The organism is Allobosea sp. TND4EK4, from assembly GCF_900156025.1.
GTDB lineage: Bacteria > Pseudomonadota > Alphaproteobacteria > Rhizobiales > Beijerinckiaceae > Allobosea.
The window spans coordinates 30,042-47,199 of the sequence record NZ_FTMO01000017.1 but is presented as its reverse complement, the minus strand read 5'-3'; the positions used below and the strand labels follow the sequence as shown (position 1 = coordinate 47,199).

21 protein-coding genes, 3 pseudogenes and 1 other annotated feature are annotated in these 17,158 nt (G+C 65.0%); of the genes and pseudogenes, 17 read left to right on the top strand and 7 right to left on the bottom strand.

The window, feature by feature from the left end:
• Nucleotides 1–87: 87 nt before the first annotated feature.
• Nucleotides 88–1,016 (top strand): annotated as a pseudogene (locus BW981_RS18525) (IS3 family transposase); the annotation flags it as partial.
• Nucleotides 372–488, top strand: a sequence feature (AL1L pseudoknot). It overlaps the preceding pseudogene by 117 nt.
• A gap of 13 nt (nucleotides 1,017–1,029) precedes the next feature.
• Here BW981_RS18525 and BW981_RS18520 read toward each other — a convergent pair.
• On the bottom strand, nucleotides 1,030–2,433 hold the full coding sequence (locus BW981_RS18520) for an IS30 family transposase (protein WP_076441950.1): 1,404 nt from the start codon (nucleotides 2,431–2,433) through the stop codon (nucleotides 1,030–1,032).
• A gap of 46 nt (nucleotides 2,434–2,479) precedes the next feature.
• On the opposite strand from BW981_RS18520, the pseudogene BW981_RS18515 reads away from it, so the two are divergent.
• From BW981_RS18515 to BW981_RS18465, 11 genes and pseudogenes are all read left to right on the top strand, one after another.
• A pseudogene (locus tag BW981_RS18515) lies at nucleotides 2,480–2,782 on the top strand (integrase core domain-containing protein); the annotation flags it as partial.
• 30 nt (nucleotides 2,783–2,812) lie between these two features.
• Nucleotides 2,813–3,295, top strand: a pseudogene (locus BW981_RS18510) (NapC/NirT family cytochrome c); the annotation flags it as partial.
• 136 nt (nucleotides 3,296–3,431) lie between these two features.
• Complete coding sequence (ccoN, locus tag BW981_RS18505) at nucleotides 3,432–5,087, top strand: cytochrome-c oxidase, cbb3-type subunit I (RefSeq protein ID WP_076441922.1); 1,656 nt, start codon at nucleotides 3,432–3,434, stop codon at nucleotides 5,085–5,087.
• Nucleotides 5,088–5,091: 4 nt separating this feature from the next.
• On the top strand, nucleotides 5,092–5,826 hold the full coding sequence (gene ccoO, locus BW981_RS18500) for a cytochrome-c oxidase, cbb3-type subunit II (protein WP_076441948.1): 735 nt from the start codon (nucleotides 5,092–5,094) through the stop codon (nucleotides 5,824–5,826).
• 4 nt (nucleotides 5,827–5,830) lie between these two features.
• On the top strand, nucleotides 5,831–6,001 hold the full coding sequence (locus BW981_RS18495; RefSeq protein ID WP_076441920.1) for a cbb3-type cytochrome c oxidase subunit 3: 171 nt from the start codon (nucleotides 5,831–5,833) through the stop codon (nucleotides 5,999–6,001).
• Nucleotides 6,002–6,004: 3 nt separating this feature from the next.
• Entirely contained in the window at nucleotides 6,005–6,883 is an 879-nt protein-coding gene (gene ccoP / locus BW981_RS18490) for a cytochrome-c oxidase, cbb3-type subunit III (RefSeq protein WP_076441918.1), read from the top strand.
• Complete coding sequence (locus tag BW981_RS18485; RefSeq protein ID WP_076441916.1) at nucleotides 6,880–7,086, top strand: hypothetical protein; 207 nt, start codon at nucleotides 6,880–6,882, stop codon at nucleotides 7,084–7,086. The genes ccoP and BW981_RS18485 overlap by 4 nt, the downstream gene beginning before the upstream one ends.
• 14 nt (nucleotides 7,087–7,100) lie before the next feature.
• Nucleotides 7,101–7,886, top strand: a complete 786-nt coding sequence (locus BW981_RS18480) for a DUF2189 domain-containing protein (protein WP_076441914.1) — start codon at nucleotides 7,101–7,103, stop codon at nucleotides 7,884–7,886.
• On the top strand, nucleotides 7,883–10,141 hold the full coding sequence (locus tag BW981_RS18475; protein ID WP_076441912.1) for a heavy metal translocating P-type ATPase: 2,259 nt from the start codon (nucleotides 7,883–7,885) through the stop codon (nucleotides 10,139–10,141). Before BW981_RS18480 ends, BW981_RS18475 begins: the two co-directional genes overlap by 4 nt.
• Complete coding sequence (ccoS, locus tag BW981_RS18470; RefSeq protein WP_076441910.1) at nucleotides 10,138–10,308, top strand: cbb3-type cytochrome oxidase assembly protein CcoS; 171 nt, start codon at nucleotides 10,138–10,140, stop codon at nucleotides 10,306–10,308. The genes BW981_RS18475 and ccoS overlap by 4 nt, the downstream gene beginning before the upstream one ends.
• Nucleotides 10,309–10,412: 104 nt before the next feature.
• Entirely contained in the window at nucleotides 10,413–10,607 is a 195-nt protein-coding gene (locus BW981_RS18465) for a hypothetical protein (protein ID WP_076441908.1), read from the top strand.
• Nucleotides 10,608–10,803: 196 nt separating this feature from the next.
• Here the strand turns inward: BW981_RS18465 and BW981_RS18460 are convergent, their stop codons facing one another.
• From BW981_RS18460 to BW981_RS22725, 4 genes are all read right to left on the bottom strand, one after another.
• Entirely contained in the window at nucleotides 10,804–11,547 is a 744-nt protein-coding gene (locus BW981_RS18460; protein WP_244560372.1) for a C40 family peptidase, read from the bottom strand.
• Nucleotides 11,548–11,749: 202 nt separating this feature from the next.
• Nucleotides 11,750–12,211 carry a hypothetical protein gene (locus tag BW981_RS18455; protein WP_076441904.1) on the bottom strand — a complete coding sequence of 154 codons (462 nt, stop codon included), beginning with the start codon at nucleotides 12,209–12,211 and terminating at the stop codon, nucleotides 11,750–11,752.
• 56 nt (nucleotides 12,212–12,267) lie between these two features.
• Complete coding sequence (locus tag BW981_RS18450; protein WP_076441902.1) at nucleotides 12,268–12,696, bottom strand: RrF2 family transcriptional regulator; 429 nt, start codon at nucleotides 12,694–12,696, stop codon at nucleotides 12,268–12,270.
• A 109-nt stretch (nucleotides 12,697–12,805) separates the two neighbouring features.
• The gene (locus BW981_RS22725) at nucleotides 12,806–13,015 is read right to left on the bottom strand and encodes a hypothetical protein (protein WP_139333844.1); all 210 of its coding nucleotides are present in this window, start codon (nucleotides 13,013–13,015) and stop codon (nucleotides 12,806–12,808) included.
• Nucleotides 13,016–13,178: 163 nt separating this feature from the next.
• Here BW981_RS22725 and BW981_RS18445 point away from each other — a divergent pair, with 163 nt between their 5' ends.
• The gene (locus BW981_RS18445) at nucleotides 13,179–13,580 is read left to right on the top strand and encodes a DUF6455 family protein (protein WP_076441900.1); all 402 of its coding nucleotides are present in this window, start codon (nucleotides 13,179–13,181) and stop codon (nucleotides 13,578–13,580) included.
• Nucleotides 13,581–13,682: 102 nt separating this feature from the next.
• Nucleotides 13,683–14,801 carry a PLP-dependent cysteine synthase family protein gene (locus BW981_RS18440; RefSeq protein WP_076441898.1) on the top strand — a complete coding sequence of 373 codons (1,119 nt, stop codon included), beginning with the start codon at nucleotides 13,683–13,685 and terminating at the stop codon, nucleotides 14,799–14,801.
• A 110-nt stretch (nucleotides 14,802–14,911) separates the two neighbouring features.
• On the opposite strand, the gene BW981_RS18435 is transcribed toward BW981_RS18440, so the two are convergent.
• Entirely contained in the window at nucleotides 14,912–15,199 is a 288-nt protein-coding gene (locus BW981_RS18435; RefSeq protein ID WP_076441896.1) for a hypothetical protein, read from the bottom strand.
• A 300-nt stretch (nucleotides 15,200–15,499) separates the two neighbouring features.
• On the opposite strand from BW981_RS18435, the gene BW981_RS18430 reads away from it, so the two are divergent.
• From BW981_RS18430 to BW981_RS18420, 3 genes are read left to right on the top strand one after another with little or no spacing between them, the layout of a single operon-like run.
• On the top strand, nucleotides 15,500–15,709 hold the full coding sequence (locus tag BW981_RS18430) for a hypervirulence associated TUDOR domain-containing protein (RefSeq protein WP_076441894.1): 210 nt from the start codon (nucleotides 15,500–15,502) through the stop codon (nucleotides 15,707–15,709).
• The gene (locus BW981_RS18425) at nucleotides 15,709–16,257 is read left to right on the top strand and encodes a DUF488 domain-containing protein (RefSeq protein WP_076441892.1); all 549 of its coding nucleotides are present in this window, start codon (nucleotides 15,709–15,711) and stop codon (nucleotides 16,255–16,257) included. The genes BW981_RS18430 and BW981_RS18425 overlap by 1 nt, the downstream gene beginning before the upstream one ends.
• Complete coding sequence (locus tag BW981_RS18420; RefSeq protein WP_210188698.1) at nucleotides 16,254–16,574, top strand: acetyl-CoA hydrolase/transferase C-terminal domain-containing protein; 321 nt, start codon at nucleotides 16,254–16,256, stop codon at nucleotides 16,572–16,574. Before BW981_RS18425 ends, BW981_RS18420 begins: the two co-directional genes overlap by 4 nt.
• A gap of 49 nt (nucleotides 16,575–16,623) precedes the next feature.
• On the opposite strand, the gene BW981_RS22720 is transcribed toward BW981_RS18420, so the two are convergent.
• Nucleotides 16,624–17,151, bottom strand: a complete 528-nt coding sequence (locus BW981_RS22720; RefSeq protein ID WP_139333843.1) for a hypothetical protein — start codon at nucleotides 17,149–17,151, stop codon at nucleotides 16,624–16,626.
• Nucleotides 17,152–17,158 lie beyond the last annotated feature (7 nt).

Here is a 17,158-nt window from a genome sequence, read left to right as displayed (position 1 = left end):
CGATGCCGCCGCTCTTTGCGTTCTCGCAAACAGAAACTGAACCGCGCCGGGTTTGTCGGAGGCCCCAACTCCTGAGAGGAAGGGTCTATGACGAGCAAGACGACGAACAAGTTCTCGCCTGAGGTTCGCACCCGCGCGGTGCGGATGGTGCTGGAACACGAGAAGGATCACCCGTCGCGGTGGGCGGCGGTAGTATCGATCGCGGCGAAGATCGGCTGTTCCGGGCAGACGCTCAACGAATGGGTGAAGAAAGCCGAGGTGGACAGCGGCATGCGCGGTGGTGTGCCGAGTGACGTCGCGGAGCGGATGAAAGCCTTGGAGCGCGAGAATCGCGAACTGCGTCAGGCGAACGAGATCCTTCGCAAGGCGTCCGCCTATTTTGCGATGGCGGAGCTCGACCGCCGAGCGAAGTGATGGTGTCGTTCATTGACGCGCACCGCGCGATGTACGGGGTCGAGCCGATCTGCCGGGTACTGCCGATCGCCCCATCCACCTACCATGCCCATGTTGCCAGAAGGATGGAGCCGACCAGGCGGTCGGCTCGGGCTCGGCGGGACGACGTGCTTCGACCGGAGGTGCGCCGCGTGTTCGAGGAGAATTTCCGCGTCTATGGCGTCCGCAAGATCTGGCGGCAGCTGCGCCGCGAGGGGTTCGACGTCGCCCGATGCACCGTTGCCCGGTTGATGCGGGCGATGGGCTTGGTAGGCGTGATCCGCGGCAAGCCGGTGCGCACCACCGTCAGCGACAAGGCGGCACCATGCCCGCTCGATCGGGTGAACCGCCAGTTCCGTGCTCCGGCGCCGAACATGCTGTGGGTGTCGGACTTTACCTACGTGGCGACCTGGGCCGGGTTCGTCTACGTGGCGTTCGTCATCGACACCTATGCCCGTCGGATCGTCGGCTGGCGGGCCAGCCGGAGCGCCCATGCCGGCTTCGTCCTCGATGCGCTCGAGCAGGCGCTGCACGATCGCCGTCCTGCGCGAGGTGCTGGCCTTGTCCACCACTCGGACCGCGGCAGCCTGGGCGGATTCAACCGGTCGTCGCAACACCAGCATCATACTGCTGAGCGAGGAAGTGATCGAGTACTTCGATCGGTGTTTTCCATCCGAGCGTTTTGCGGGGCCGGGTGTTCATCGCGTGCGCGACGGCAGCCAACTCCCCGGCCGAGTGCCGGCTGAGATCAGTCCCTTTCGGGAAGTACTGGCGCAAAAGGCCGTTGGTATTTTCATTCGAGCCGCGCTGCCATGGGCTTTGCGGATCGCAAAAGTAGATTTCCAACCCACTCTCGATGCGGAGCCGTGCGTGTTGAGCCATCTCGGCTCCCTGATCCCAGGTCAGCGATTGACGAAGCGTCGCGGGCAGCTCGCTCATGGATTGTACGATGGCCGTGCGAACGGCTTCAGCACCGTGTCCGGCAAGTGGCGGGCCGTTCTTGACCCGCTGTCCACGCTGATATCCCTCTTGGCGCGGCAGGTGCAGCAGCATCGTGAAGCGCGAGCTGCGTTCGACGAGAGTGCCGATCGCCGAGCTGTGCAGGCCCAGGATGAGATCACCTTCCCAGTGCCCCGGAACCGCCCGGTCTTCGACCGCCGGCGGTCGTTCGCTGATCATGATGGCATCGCCCACGAAGGCCTTTCCACGGCCGCGGGTCCGCTCACGCGGAACACGCAGAGCTCGACCCGAGCGCAAGCAAGCCGTCAGCTCCCGACGCAATGCACCGCGACCCTGGATATAGAGAGACTGGTAGATCGCCTCGTGGCTGATGCGCATGCTGGGATCCTCCGGGTAATCGATCCGAAGTCGATGGGCGATCTGCTCCGGGCTCCACGCGGTTGACCAGCGCCGGCTCTGCCGGAGTACGGCGCGACGCTTCTTCCATATCACCTTGGGCCCAGCGAAGCCGGTGCCATCGACGTTCGTCACCTGTCCCGAGAGATGCTGCTCGACATAGGCGCGTAGAGCGAGGTTGCTCGCCAGCTTCCCCGGCCGAGGCCGTCGTGCCGCGCGGTCAGCATGCCATTGCGCCGCGATGGCGCGATAGTCGAGGTTACCACCGCGTGTGGCGGCGTTGCGGCGCACTTCGCGTGAGATCGTGCTGGGCGAGCGCCCCAGGGCACGTGCAATCGCGCGGATCGCTGCTCCCTTGGCAAGCTCGATCGCAATCTCCTCGCGCTCGCCGAAGGACAGGTATCTTCCGACTGGCACGGGCGCCGAAGGCGCAAGATGGGTTGGCGGCATCCCTCCCGAACTCCGAAACCAGCGCGGCCCCAGCGGCGCCGAAACACCGGCGTCGGCGGCTGCCTCCTCGCTCGTACGTCCGCGCGCGATAGCCTGCCAGAAGCGGCAATAATGCTCACGCTGCCAGGCAGGTGGCCTTCCTGGCGAACGTAACTTCCGCCGTGTGCAGCGATCCGATGCTCGTTGACCAGCCATCGTCACAATCTCCAATCTCTTGGTGTTGCGACGACCGGTTGAATCCGCCCAGTACGTGTCCATCAAATACACCGAACGCCTCGCAGAAGCAGGCATCGAGCCCTCCGTCGGCAGCGTCGGAGACAGCTATGACAATGCCTTGGCCGAGACGATCAACGGCCTGTACAAGGCTGAAGTCATCCATCGACGCGGGCCATGGCGTAGCTTCGAAGCCGTCGAATACGCTACCCTCGAATGGGTCGACTGGTTCAACCATCGCCGGCTACTCGAGCCCATCGGCAACATCCCGCCTGCCGAAGCCGAAGCGAACTACTATGCTGCCGCCGAGCAGATCGATATGGCGGCGTGACTAACATCCAATGGCCTCCGGCAAACCCGGCGCGGTTCACACTTCTCCAACCGCTCGGGCGTGCGCGCGACCTGTCCGGACTGCCACGTCCCGCATAACTGGACCGACAAGATCGCCCGCAAGATGCAGGCCTCGAAGGAGGTCTGGGGCAAGATCTTCGGCACGATCTCGACGCGCGAGAAGTTCCTCAACCACCGGCTGGAGCTTGCCAAGCACGAATGGTCACGGCTGAAGGCGAACGACTCGCTGGAGTGCCGCAACTGCCATTCCTCCGTCGCGATGGACTTCACCAAGCAGACGCGCCGCGCCGCCGAAATCCATGGCCGCTTCCTGACCACGGGCGAGAAGACCTGCATCGACTGCCACAAGGGCATCGCCCATCTGCTGCCGGACATGACGGGAGTCGAGCCGGGCTGGAAGGACGCGCCGGAGCTTCAGGGCAAGGGCAGCGCCTCCTGGCACGGGCCTGAACGCGCGGTGCGGACCTATCTGGCGGAGATCGAGAAGCAGTGACGTGCAGCCAGCGCCTACGGCATTTTGTCCGACCCACCCGTCGGCAAATTGGGTATTTGAGATAATGCTTTTGTGCGATACCGATTCTTGAAGGCATGAGGCCGTCGGCTCGCGCCAGCTACGGAGAGAGGGAGCGATGATTGCGGCACTCACGATCGCTGAGCGACAGCGCGCCATCTCGGTCTCAGCTCTCCTGGCTTTATGCGGGCTCGCCATGGCGATCGTCGGGCGGGACGATCTGTTCGGCGTCCATGGCGTCATCGTCCTGCTGTTCGGGCTCGGCTGCATCGGCCTGGTCATGTCGAACTATTTCGCGCCGGAGCCGTCCGAGGAGCGCCTGACGCGCTATTACGACGACCCGACCAAGGTGGGCATCGTGCTCTCGCTCGGCTGGGCCGTGGTCGGCATGTTCTTCGGAGTGTGGGTCGCAGCGCTGCTGGCCTGGCCGGACCTCACCTTCGACGCGGCATGGGCGAGCTTCGGCCGCATCCGGCCGATCCATACCTCGGGCGTGATCTTCGGCTTCGGCGGCAATGCGCTGATCGCGACCTCGTTTCATGTCCTGCAGCGGACGACGCGGGCGCGCCTGCCGGACCAGTTCAGTCCGTGGTTCGTGCTGATCGGCTACAACCTGTTCTGCGTGCTGGCCGCGACCGGCTACCTGATGGGCATCACCCAGTCGAAGGAATATGCCGAGCCGGAATGGTATGCCGATCTCTGGCTCGTCATCGTCTGGGTCACCTATTTCCTGCTCTATATCCGCACGCTGCAGCGGCGGAAGGAGCCGCATATCTACGTCGCCAACTGGTACTACATGGCCTTCATCCTGGTCGTGGCGGTGCTGCACATCGTCAACAACCTGGCGGTGCCGGTCTCCTTCGGCGAGGCCAAGAGTTATTCGCTGTTCTCCGGCGTGCAGGATGCGATGACGCAGTGGTGGTACGGCCACAACGCCGTCGCCTTCTTCCTGACCTCCGGCTTCCTCGGGATGATGTATTACTACCTGCCGAAGCGGGCGGGCCGGCCGATCTACTCCTACAGGCTGTCGATCATCAGCTTCTGGGGCATCACTTTCATGTATATGTGGGCGGGCTCGCACCATCTGCACTACACGGCGCTGCCGCAATGGGTGCAGACGCTGGGGATGACCTTCTCGGTCGTGCTGCTGGTGCCGTCCTGGGCCTCGGCCGGCAATGCGCTGGCGACGCTGAACGGCGCCTGGGGCAAGGTGCGCGACGACGCCACGCTGCGCTTCATGATGGTCGCTGCCGTGTTCTACGGGCTCTCGACCTTCGAGGGCTCTTTCATGGCGATCCGGGCGGTCAACTCGCTCTCGCATTACACCGACTGGACCGTCGGCCATGTCCATGCCGGCGCGCTCGGCTGGGTCGCGATGATCACATTCGGCTCGCTCTACGCGCTGGTGCCGTGGATGTGGAAGGTCGAGCGGATGTATTCGCCCAAGCTGATCGAGGTCCATTTCTGGCTCGCCCTGTCGGGGACCGTCATCTACGTCTTCGCGATGTGGAACTCGGGCATCATCCAGGGCCTGATGTGGCGCACCTATAACGACAGCGGCACGCTGGCCTATTCCTTCATCGACAGCGTCGTGGCGATGCACCCCTATTACATCGCGCGCACCGTCGGCGGGCTCCTGTTCCTGCTCGGAGCGATCGTCGCCTCCTACAATGTCTGGATGACGATCCGGATGTCGCGCGCGCAGGCTGTTGGGGCAGCCGGCGACGGCGACCTGCCGGCGCTGCAGGGCGCGGCGCTACAAGCGGGAGAGTGAGCCGATGCGCGAGTTCTTCCATCGCAAGCTCGAACGCAATGCGATCGGCTTCGTCCTCGCCATCATCGGCGTCTCCGCGATCGGCGGCTTCGTCGAGATCGCGCCGCTCTTCACCATCCACGAGACGGTCGAGAAGGCGCCGGACATGCGCGTCTACACGCCGCTCGAACTGGCCGGGCGCAACATCTATATCCGCGAGGGCTGCTACGCCTGCCATAGCCAGATGATCCGGACGCTGCGCGACGAGGTCGAGCGCTACGGACCTTATTCCCTGGCGGTCGAGTCGAAATACGACCATCCGATGCTCTGGGGCTCGAAGCGCACGGGGCCGGACCTGGCCCGGCTCGGCGGCAAGTATTCGGATGCCTGGCATGTCGCGCATCTCTACAATCCGCGCGACGTCGTGCCCCAGTCGGTGATGCCGAAATATGGCTGGCTGCTGCGCAACGAACTGAAGACCGAGGATCTCGGCCGGCATCTCGCCGCGCAGAGGACGGTCGGCGTGCCCTATACCGACGCCCAGATCGCCAATGCCAGCGCCGACGCCTATGGCCAGGCAAGCCCCGACAGCCCCTATGCCGCCGGCGTCACCGAGCGCTACGGCGAGGCCACCAATATGCGCGCCTTCGACGGCGAGCCGGGCCGCCTGACCGAGATGGATGCGGTGGTCGCCTATCTCCAGGTGCTGGGCCGCCTGACAGATGCCGCGCAGAAGCAGGCTGCCGCTGCGGAGAAGTGAGACGATGGACGTCGATCATCATGCGCTGGTCGGTTTCGCCAAGAGCTGGGGGCTGTTCTATCTCGTGGCGATGGCGATCGGCGTGCTGATCTACGCATTATGGCCCGCGAACCGGAAACGCTTCGACCGGGCCAAGACGAGCATCTTCGACAAGGACGACAGGCCGGGGGACTGAGCGATGGCAGATGCGACGCGCGATCCCGTCACGGGAACGATGACGACAGGCCATGAGTGGAACGGCATCGAGGAGCTCGATACACCGATCCCGCGGGTGGTGCTGTTCTTCCTGGGCGCCGCAACCTTGTTCGCGATCGGCTACTGGCTGCTGATGCCGGCCTGGCCGCTGGGCGTGACCTATACCAAGGGTCTGCTCGGCATCGACCAGCGCAAGGTCGTGGCCGAACAGGTGCGCGATGCCGCCGCCGAGCGGGCGAACTGGACCGCGAAGATCGACAAGGCCTCCTTCGCGGAGATCGCCGCCGATCCCCGGCTGATGCGCCATGTTCGCGATACCGGCCGGACGTTGTTCGAGGACAATTGCGCCGTCTGCCACGGCGTGCAGGGGCGGGGCGGGCCGGGCTTCCCCAATCTCGCCGCCGGTTCCTGGCTCTGGGGCGGCAGCCCGGAGACGATCGCCGAGACGATCCGCGTCGGCATCAACGGCACGGCCAAGGATACGCGCAGTGCGCAGATGATGGCCTTCGGCCGCGATGGCATTCTCCAGCGCGAGCAGGTTCTGGCCGTTGCGGCTTATGTCCGCTCGCTCTCGGGCCTGAAGCAGGATGAGGCCGAGCGGGCGCGCGTGCCGGCGGGCAAGGAGGTCTTCGCGGCGAATTGCGCCGCCTGCCATGGGCCGGAAGGCAAGGGGCAGCATGATCTCGGTGCGCCGGATCTGACCGATGCCAGCTGGATCTATGGCGGCGACCTGCAATCGGTGGTCAATAGCATCCATGGCGGGCGGCAGGGCCAGATGCCGAGCTGGGAGGGCCGGCTCTCGCCGACCGATATCAAGCTGCTGGCGCTCTATGTCGGCACGCTCCGTGAGGCGAAGCGATGAGCGCCCCGGCCGACGGCGAGACACGGTGGCGCGGCGGGCGAAGGGCCTTCTGGCTCGTGCTCGCCGGCGTGCTGGCGGGTGGGCTGATCCTCGCCAACGCCCATCTGGTCTATGTCGCCATCGGCTCGCAGCCGGACTGCGTGCCGCATGCGAATTCGGCGAGCGAGGCGGGCGGGTTCCGCGCCGCACGCCCGTCCTGCTGAGGAAGGAGGAGCACATGGCTGCGATCGGGAACGGCCAGGAGATGCCGCTGCCTCTCGCCGCGCAGCGGCGGCGCAACCTGCCGGCGGGCGCGGCCCTGTCCTGGCTCGGGGCGGGCTGGCGCGACCTCTGGCGCGATCCGGGACCGAGCCTGCTCTACGGGCTCGCGGTCTTCGCGATCTCGGCCATTATCGTCTGGGGGCTGTTCTGGCTCGAGCTCGACTACATCCTGTTCCCGGCGCTGGCTGGCTTCATGGTGATGGGGCCGCTGCTCGCGATCGGGCTCTACCAGAAGAGCCGCGCGATCGAGCAGGGCGAGCCGGTCGGTCTCTCCCGCATGATCTTCGTCAAGGCGGCCTCGGGCGGGCAGGTCTGGTATACCGGCGCGATCCTGTCGCTGCTGATGCTCGTCTGGATGCGGGCAGCCGTGATCATCTACGCGCTGTTCTTCGGCCTGCGACCGTTCCCCGGCCTCAACGAGGTCGCGGCCATGCTGTTCGGCACGCCGATCGGCTGGGCGATGCTGCTGGTAGGAACCGTGGTCGGCGGGTTGTTCGCGGCCTTCTCTTTCGCGATCAGCGCCTTCGCGATTCCGATGCTGCTCGACGAGCGGGTCGATGCCTTCACCGCGATGGGCACCAGCATCTCGATGGTCTGGCGGAACCTGCCGGTGATGATCGCCTGGGGCGCCGTCGTGCTCGCCCTGTTTCTCGTTTCGGTCGCGACCGGGCTTCTCGGCCTGATCGTGGTTTTCCCGCTACTCGGCCACGCGACCTGGCACAGCTACCGGGCGCTCAGATGAGTTGCTGCGCGCCGCCGCTGGCTCTGGACGGCGCGCCCGATCCCTCCGCCGCGCGGCAGGAAATCCGCCTCGCCAGCCGCGACCTTGGTGATGGCCTGTGGCAGAGCGACCTTTCGGTGCCCGGTCTGCATTGCGCCGCCTGCATCCGGGCGGTCGAGGCCGGGCTTGCCCGGCTGCCCGGCGTTGCGCAGGTTCGGGTCAATCTCTCGACCCGCCGCGTCGCGGTGCAATGGCGGAGCGAGGAGGCGCCGGAGCTGCTGACGGCGCTCGCAGGGCTCGGCTATCCCGGCCATCTCTTCGAGAGCGAGGCGGACGGCACGGACCCCGAGCGCGACCGGCTGATCCGGGCGCTGGCGGTCTCCGGCTTCTGCGCCATGAACATCATGCTGCTCTCTGTCTCGGTCTGGTCGGGAGCGGAGCCTGAGACGCGCCGCGCCTTCCACTGGATCTCCGGCGCGCTGGCCTTACCCTGCCTGATCTATGCGGGCCGCATCTTCTTCGCCTCGGCCTGGGCGGTACTGCGGCACGGCCGCACCAATATGGACGTGCCGATCTCGATCGGCATCTGCCTCGCCTTCGCTCTCAGCCTCTACGACACGATCCATGACGGGCCGCATGCCTATTTCGACGCGGCGACCTCGCTGATCTTCTTCCTGCTGATCGGCCGCGCACTCGACCATCTCATGCATGAGAAGGCACGGGCCGCTGTGCGCGGCCTAATGCGATTGGCACCGCGCGGCGCTACCGTGCTCGGCGTAGAGGGCGGCCGGACCTACCTGCCGCTGGCCGAGGTCGCACTGGGCATGCGGATCGCGCTCACGGCCGGCGAGCGCGTGCCCGTTGACGGTGTCGTGGAGGAAGGAGCTTCCGAACTCGACTGCGCCATCGCCACCGGCGAGAGCGCACCGCGATCCGTGTCGCCGGGAATGGCGGTGCAGGCCGGGACGCTGAACCTCTCCGGGCCTTTGACGATCCGCGCCACAGCGAAGGCCGAAAGCTCCTTCCTCGCCGAGATGGTTCGATTGATGGAGGCGGCGGAGGGCGGTCGCGCCCGCTATCGCCGCATCGCCGACCGCGCGGCCGCGCTCTATTCGCCGGTCGTCCACGCGACCGCGCTCATCGCCTTCATCGGCTGGATGGCGGCGACTGGCGACTGGCACCGGGCGATCACCATCGCCATCGCCGTGCTGATTATCACCTGCCCCTGCGCGCTGGGGCTGGCCGTGCCGATCGTGCAGGTCGTGGCGTCGCGGCGCCTGTTCGAGGCTGGGATCATGGTCAAGGACGGTTCGGCCATCGAGCGCATCGCCGAGATCGACACTGTCGCCTTCGATAAGACAGGCACGCTGACCTATGGCCAGCCGCAACTGATCGACCCCGCATCGATTCCGGTTAGGGAGCTGGCCATCGCGGCGGCGATCGCGCGGCGTTCGAGCCATCCGCTCTCGCGTGCCATCGCTGCCGCCGCGCCGGAGGGAGGTTTGGTGCCGGCGAAAATCCGGGAGTATCCGGGCCTCGGTGTCGAGGCCGAACTGGACGGGCAGCACTATCGCCTCGGGCGGGCCAAATGGGCGCTTGCGGACGAGACCCGCGGAGGGCAGGAGAACAGGACGGTACTGAGCCGCGACGGGGCGCTCGTCGCGCGCTTTGCCTTCGCCGAAACCCTGCGCCCGCAGGCGCACGCCGCCATCGACAGCCTGCGCGTGGACGGTCTCGCAATTATCGTGCTCTCCGGCGATCGCCCAGCGGCGGTTCAGGTGATTGCAGGCCCGCTCGGCATCGACGAGGTTTCGGCCGGGCTTCTGCCGCCCGGTAAGGTCGAGCAACTCGCCGCGTTGGAGGCAAAGGGACGCAAGGTCCTGATGGTCGGCGACGGCCTCAATGACGCACCGGCGCTTGCCGCAGCGCATGCCTCAATGGCGCCGGCCTCGGCTGCTGATATCGGCCGCAACGCTGCGGATTTCGTCTTCCTGCATGACGGGCTCGATGCGGTGCCAGTGGCCGTCGCTGTCGCGCGGGCCGCCGGCCGGCTCGTCCGGCAGAACTTCGCGCTCGCGGTCCTCTACAATGCGCTGGCCCTCCCGGTTGCCATCGCCGGCTATGTCACGCCGCTGATCGCTGCGCTCGCCATGTCGCTGTCCTCGATCCTCGTTGTTGCCAATGCCTTGCGGCTCGATGCGGGGAGGACGACCTCTGCCCAACCCAGCTTACGGCAACCCCTGGGGCTCATTCTGGCTGGCGAGCCTGGCGAATGAGCAGCCTCGTTTTCCTCGTCCCGCTGGCGCTGCTGCTCGGGGGGGCGGCACTGGCCGCCTTTCTGTGGGCGCTGCGCGATGGCCAATATGATGACCTCGACGGTGCGGCTGCACGTATTCTCATGGAGGGCGATAACGATCGGATCGAGGGCGATGAGGCGAGCTAGGCCATATGTCCGCCTGAGATAGGGGCGCCCCGTCTCACAGTATGCGGGTTGCGAGGGTTGCGCCGGGTGGTTCTGCACCGAGCCTCTTGCATAGGAGCCGGGTTATGGAAAAGCCTATCACTTACGTTGGCCTTGATGTGCGCAAGGAGACGGTCGCGTTGGCGCTGGCCGAGGTAGGCAAGCGGGGCGAGGTCCGGGAGTTCGGCACGAGTGCGAACACCCCGACGGTCCTGACCGATCGCTGGGCGGTGGATGATCCTGCGTGGTTTGAAAACCCAGTACGGTCGGGACTTATCTAGACTAGGCTCCCAAGAAACATCAATCAGGCGAAACCTACTGGGGCGACAAAGTCGGCTACGCCAGGGTGCGGAGCATGCTGTTCGAGGCGGCGCAGCGTCGCGGCATGAAGTGCGCCAAGGTTACGTTCGCGCGCAAGCCGGGTGTCGTGCTCCATCGCATGGAGAGGGAAAAGACCGAACTTCGCTAAAGCGTGGCCTAGGAGCACGGAAGATCGTGACCGTCCCAGGTCAGGCTCCTGTAGTCGAACCCGTTCTCGATCGCCGGTTTGACGATCTGGAAGTATGGCGAAATATCGAAGTCACGCGGCGCGTAGAGGCTGTGGTGGCGGATATGCAGGATCTCCTGGCGGGCGTGCTCGCTATCGGCGCGCTCATGGCTGGGAAGATGGTCGATCAGCGGCAGGATCGGGTAGTGCACCGCCTGGAAGGCCTCGGCGATCAGCGTGGAGCAAATGGCCCGTGTCGGTTCGCCGCTGCCGAGCGCGATCATGCGCCGACGCCAGCGCACCGGTAGGAACGGCATGGGGTGGAGATAGCGGGCGAGATCGACGACGTTGCGCATATCGTAGCGGAAACCGAGCCGCGCGATCATGAAATCGACGACCTTGCGCCGATCCATGTCGGTTAAGCCGACCGGGCGGCAGATGCGGGTGGTGTATTGTGTGTATTTGGTCAGCGGCACGGCGATGCAGCCGGCCGACAGGTCGACTTCGACCAGCATGAGGCTGTCATCGGCTTCCCCGCGAGAGGCCAAGGCATCACCGACAAAGAGCGTAGCATGGGACCAGGTCGACTGCGTCATGTATTTGATCACGGTCGACACGCGCTGGTTTCCCTCGATCAGCAAGACGTCGGCCGGTTGCAGGCTCCGTCGCAGCGCCGCGGGGTCCGGGGGCGTGAAGGGTTCGTAGGCTCTGGAGGGCTTGGCGATCAACTGCATGATGGCCCGGCCGGCAAGATCACGCACCCGTTCCCGAACGCTCATCTTCGCTCTCCAGAACGGCTGGCGGGAGGATCATCGCCCCTCAGCAGCTGGCGGCGATCATGAGCGCCGCGGAGCCTCCCGGCAACACGCTCCGGGCCCATACAACCCGGGATGGACGGCGTGGTTCCGAGGAGATGGTGCGAGCGTGCGTCCCGGCCTATCCGAGGCCAGCCCCGATCCGCAGGGCTTCCTCGGCCTCGCTGATCCGGCGGGGCAGCGGTATCGCGCTGGTTTCGCTCGACTGCAGACGCAACGCGCGCAAGGTCAGATCACAGACGCTGTCAGCCAGGTCCGACAGCGAAGCAGCAGCATGAAGAGGCAGGATTGCCAGGGCGGACTCGACGAAGAGATCGCGCGCATCGGCGACGTGCTCGGGCGCCAGTTCCGGAAACGCATCGAACAACGCGGCTAGGCCGCCACCGTGGTCGCCGGTGCGTGCGCTCAGCGCCGCGATGAAATGTGTGAGGTCGTGCTCGAATTCGGCCCAGCGGTTGCCGACGACGCGGTCGAGTGGGCGGCGCAGGCGGGGATGCGCGCGCAACCGCTCGCTCAGCACCGCGACGACGTCGTGCAGACTGTCCTCGTCGAGGCCGAAGGCTTGGTCGAACACAAGCCGCATCTATGGCCGCTCCTTCCTGCCATCCGCCGCGCGGAGCGTTGCGACAACGTCCCGCCTCAAGCCGCCGGCGCGAGGCCGAAATCCGCCGGGTTCAGCATCAGATCGGCCAGGGTGTAGCGATCGACCGTCGCAAGGAACGCGGCGAGTGCCTCATGAAGGACGCCCTGGAGCCGGCAGCGCGGCGCGATCACACAGTCCTTGCCACCGCCGAAGCACTCGACCAGCGCGAAATCCGGCTCCGTCAGGCGCAGGACCTCGCCGATTCCGATTTCGGACGGCGCTCTGGCCAGGACGAGCCCGCCGGAGCGACCGCGAATAGCCCGGAGGAAACCGGCCCTGGTGAGCTGATGGCAGACCTTCATCAGATGCGTGCGCGAAATCCGGTAGGTTGCAGCCGTCTCCTCGATCGTGATCAGGCGTTCACCCCGACTTTCTGTATACATCAGGACCCGGAGTGAATAATCGGAAAATCGCGTCAGTCGCATGAACCATCCCGCATGTTCCGGCCGGCTACCCCGACAGGTCGTTCCTTCCCGACGGGACACGCGTGAGACGGTCCTTTCGTCGCAGCCGCCCGCGGGAAGCGAGCGAGCGCTACACGAACAGCATGACGAAAGCCATTCCGACAACGACCAGAACAAGTCCCCATATCAGCATCGGCACCAACGTGCTGTCGGTGCCGGCTGCGTCACGCGGTCGGCCGATCATGGTGGCTTCCTCTAAAAGATATATTTTTGATCCATCTTTATGCGAAAAAAAAGATCCATTGTAAATTCCGATTCCGATATTGCGCCGAGCTGCCATGGCATCACGCCGCTGCCCCAACCGCCTAAGGGATGAGGATCGGCTTCGGCCGGAGGCGGAGAGGGTATTTCTCAAGTGCGCAAGCGATGACGGGAGGTTTGAGCTACCGCAACGAAGGTTGCTGCCAACAGGGCGATAGTGGTGTGGGGGCGTGGAGGTTGCCATGCAGATCGTCGAAACGGTTCGCCAGTGGTGGCGTGTTCAATCCTACCTGCGAAAGCTCGAAGCGCTCGGCCCGGCGGCGATGGCGGAGCTGGCCCGGGACAATGCCATTCCCGAGGCCGACCTGCGCCAGCTCGTATCTCGCAGCGAGACAGACTCTGCCCTCCTTCCCCGACTGCTCAAGCGCCTGGGGATCGACCCCGAACAACTGGCGCAGAGGCAAGCGAGCGTGCTGAGGGATATGACGATCGTCTGCGCGGGGTGCGCGATGACGCGTCGATGCCGCAGCGACCTCAGCCAGCAAGACGCTCCCCTGCGCCACGGGCGGTATTGCCCGAACACGGAGACCATCAGGGCGCTGCGCCAGGGTTCCGAGACGGGCGCGCGACCACGCGAACTCTGAACACTGCCGATCCGGCTCTTGCTCGTGCCCGCGCTTTACGCCGGCGAAGAACCGTCGCCAGATACCGGACATGATTTGCCCGCGACGGGGTGGAGCGCTCAAATGGAAAACAGATTGGGCAAGGGCGAGGTAGCGACCGCCCGGAACTGGGTCGACCGCGCAATTGCCGCGATCGAGGCAGACCAACGTCGCTCCGCCGACACGCATCTGTGGAAGCTGGACGTGCCGGCGCTGTCGGGGATCGACCTGTACCTGAAGGATGAATCGACGCATCCGACCGGCAGCCTGAAGCACCGGCTGGCGCGTTCATTGTTCCTCTATGCGCTCTGCAACGGCAATATCCGCGAGGGCACGGCGGTGGTCGAGGCCTCGTCCGGCTCGACGGCGGTGTCGGAGGCCTATTTCGCACGCATGATCGGCATCCCCTTCTTCGCCGTCATGCCGCGCTCCACCTCGCCCGAAAAGATCGCCGCGATCGAGCATTACGGCGGCCTGTGCCACTTCATCGACGATGGCAAACGGATCTATGCCGAATCCGCCGAATTGGCGGCGCGCCTGTCCGGCCATTTCATGGATCAGTTCACCCATGCCGAGCGGGCGACCGATTGGCGCGGCAACAACAACATCGCCGAGTCCATATTCCAGCAACTGGCGAGCGAGCGCCACCTGATCCCGTCCTGGGTCGTGATGAGCGCGGGAACCGGCGGAACCACCGCGACGATCGGCCGCTACATCCGCTACAAGCGCCACGCGACGCGGCTTTCCGTGGCCGATGTCGAGCGCTCCGCCTTCTTCGAGGGTTTCTCCACGCGCAAACTCGGCTGCCGCTGCGATCGCCCCTCGCGCATCGAAGGCATCGGAAGGCCGCGTGTGGAACCCTCCTTCGTGCCGGGTGTGATCGACACAATGCTGCGCGTGCCGGATGCCGTCTCGCTGGCGGCGATGCGGGTGCTCTCGCGTCGGCTCGGGCGGCGCGTCGGCGGTTCGACCGGCACGAATTTCGCCGCGATGTGCTTCCATGCGGCTCGCATGGCGAGAGCGGGCGAGGCGGGATCGCTGGTGACGTTGATCTGCGACTCCGGCGACCGCTATTCCAACAGCTACTACGACGGTGCTTGGCTGGAAGCGAATGAGCTCGATCCCGCGCCGTTCGAGCCCGCCATCGAGGCTTTCCTACAGGGCGCGGGGCTCGACCTCGATCTCGCGGAATGCCACGGCTGAGCGCGAGGGAGCCGCGACGAAATAGGGACGCCATCGTTGACACTGCGGGAGCCGGATCGGCGACTGCATCGGCAGATGACGGTACGATCGATCCGGGGCGCAGTGCGCAATCAACCGGCATGGGGACGATCGCTCGCTGCATGACTGGAACCGTCGTTCCAACTCAGACCGTGGACCAGCATCAGGTCATACAGATCGACCAGCAGGTTGAAGTGTAGTTCATTGTCCGCTGCAATCTCTTTGGCATAGCCCATGAAAAGATCGACTTCCGCCCTAGCGATCCCGCGCGCCTCGGCGCATTCGCTGTTGCTGCGCAGGATGGGCGTTGGAGGCAGAAACTGCAGCGAGAACGACCAGCGCAAGTCGAGTTCGTGGGCCGCTTGCAGATACGAGATCATGGGGCGCCTCGTTCAGCTGGTTCTTGGTTGGCAGCGCGGCATGGCGAGCGTGGAAGCAGTCCGTCGTCCCGACGGCCAGGGAGATCGTGTTCTTCTCCCGACAGACGTCAAGCGCGCGGGACCGCGATCGGACCCCGCGGTTCCTCCAGACGCCGTACCGTCATGTCGCGGGCGGCGCGCCTCAGCCTGACCTGTCGTCGCAGAGCACATCGTAACGTCTCTTGTAAGTCAGCGCCCAGTCCTCGCATGCGCCCGGAACAAGTCCGTCGATCGCACATTCCACCCCGAAGGCAGAACGTTATGGACAAGTTCAAGGTCGGCGATCACGTCCGCTGGAATTCCGAGGCCGGAATGGTGAGCGGCAGGATCATCAGGGTCCATCACGCCGATTTCGACTACAAGGGCCACCGGCATCGCGCGTCGCAGGAGGAGCCGCAATACGAAATCAGGAGCGACAGGAGCGAGGATATCGCAGCTCATAAGGACGCCGCCCTGACGAAGATCGGCTGATGGTGGCCCAGTTCACCACGATCGGCCATTCCAACCGCTCCCTCGCCGAATTCGTGGCGATGTTGCAGGAGGCCGGCGTCGATCTCCTGATCGATGTCCGCACCTTTCCGCGATCGCGAGCTAATCCAGAGTTCAATATCGACCGGTTGCCCCATGATCTGGAGCGCTTCCAGGTCGGCTACTGCCATATCCCCGAGCTGGGCGGACGCCGCGCGAAGCAAGACGGAGTGGACGATCGGCTCAACGCGCTGTGGCGGAACCAGAGCTTTCACAACTACGCCGATTATGCGCTGAGCGACGCGTTCGGCGATGCGCTTGGGCGGGTGTTGCGCCTTGGGATGGATCGTCGCGTGGCGTTGATGTGCTCGGAGGCCGTGTGGTGGCGATGTCACCGCCGCATCATCACCGACTATCTTGTTCTGAACGGCCATCCGGTCGATCACCTGATGGGGCCAGGACAGATCGAGCATGCCATGCCGACGCCGGGAGCTCGGACGACGAACGACGGGAAGGTGACCTATCCGGCAGAGCCCGCCGAAGCGAGATAGCCGGCGGTCGCTATATCGGCGCCATCGGAGGCGCTCTTGATTTCCTCCGTGGGGCACGCGCATCGCAAGGAGGAGTGCCGATCATTGCCCTGCCCTCTACCGCCGAGGTGAAGGGGCAGATGAGTAGCTGGATTGTTGCTGGCCTGTCCGGTCCAGCGACCATCGGCAGGGCGGACGCCAGCATTGTCGTTACCGAGTATGGAGTCGCCGATCTTCGCGGCCTGTCCCTCGCTGAGCGTGTCCAAAAAATGGTCGCAATCGCCCATCCGGACTTTCGCGATACGCTTGGCCGCACGGCGCCCCAAGCCTCGCAATAAACTTGAGCGATTCCGATAGGTACTCCCCGGAGGAAAGCCGCATTATCGCTTACGCCCATCCAGTATCCAGTGTCCGCATAATTGGCGTATCCGAGGATCCTGGTCGCATAACGCTTAGGCCGGGATAACCGTCCACGCTCGAAAATCTGCACTCAAACCAATTTTCCTGTTCGACGGCTAGCAGAAAATCTGGCCCTGGCATCGCGAGACCTGCAAAGGTGAAAAGCCAAATTCTTACGCGGCGCTTCTCAGCCGCTCTCAATAGGGCTGCGGCAATTCCTGGCGCCAAGCGGCCGGTTGCATCCCGCATCAAATTGCCGTCGATCGTGCAAATTGCGATGTGATCGCCTTCCTCTGCCCGATTGATACGGTCGACCATCGCTCCATCGCACTTCCACTCCGGCTGCCGAACATTCCCTTTGGCATCAACTATGCGCTCTTCAAGCACTAGCTCGATCGGCCAAGTCACCTTTTGCAGGTGGAAAGCCGTTGGCTCGATCGCGCGCGCATTGGCGAGCCCCAGTCGCTTGGGCCAATGCGAGACGTTGCTGCCCGGCTTCTGGGGCCAGTCCGCCAACGTCCGC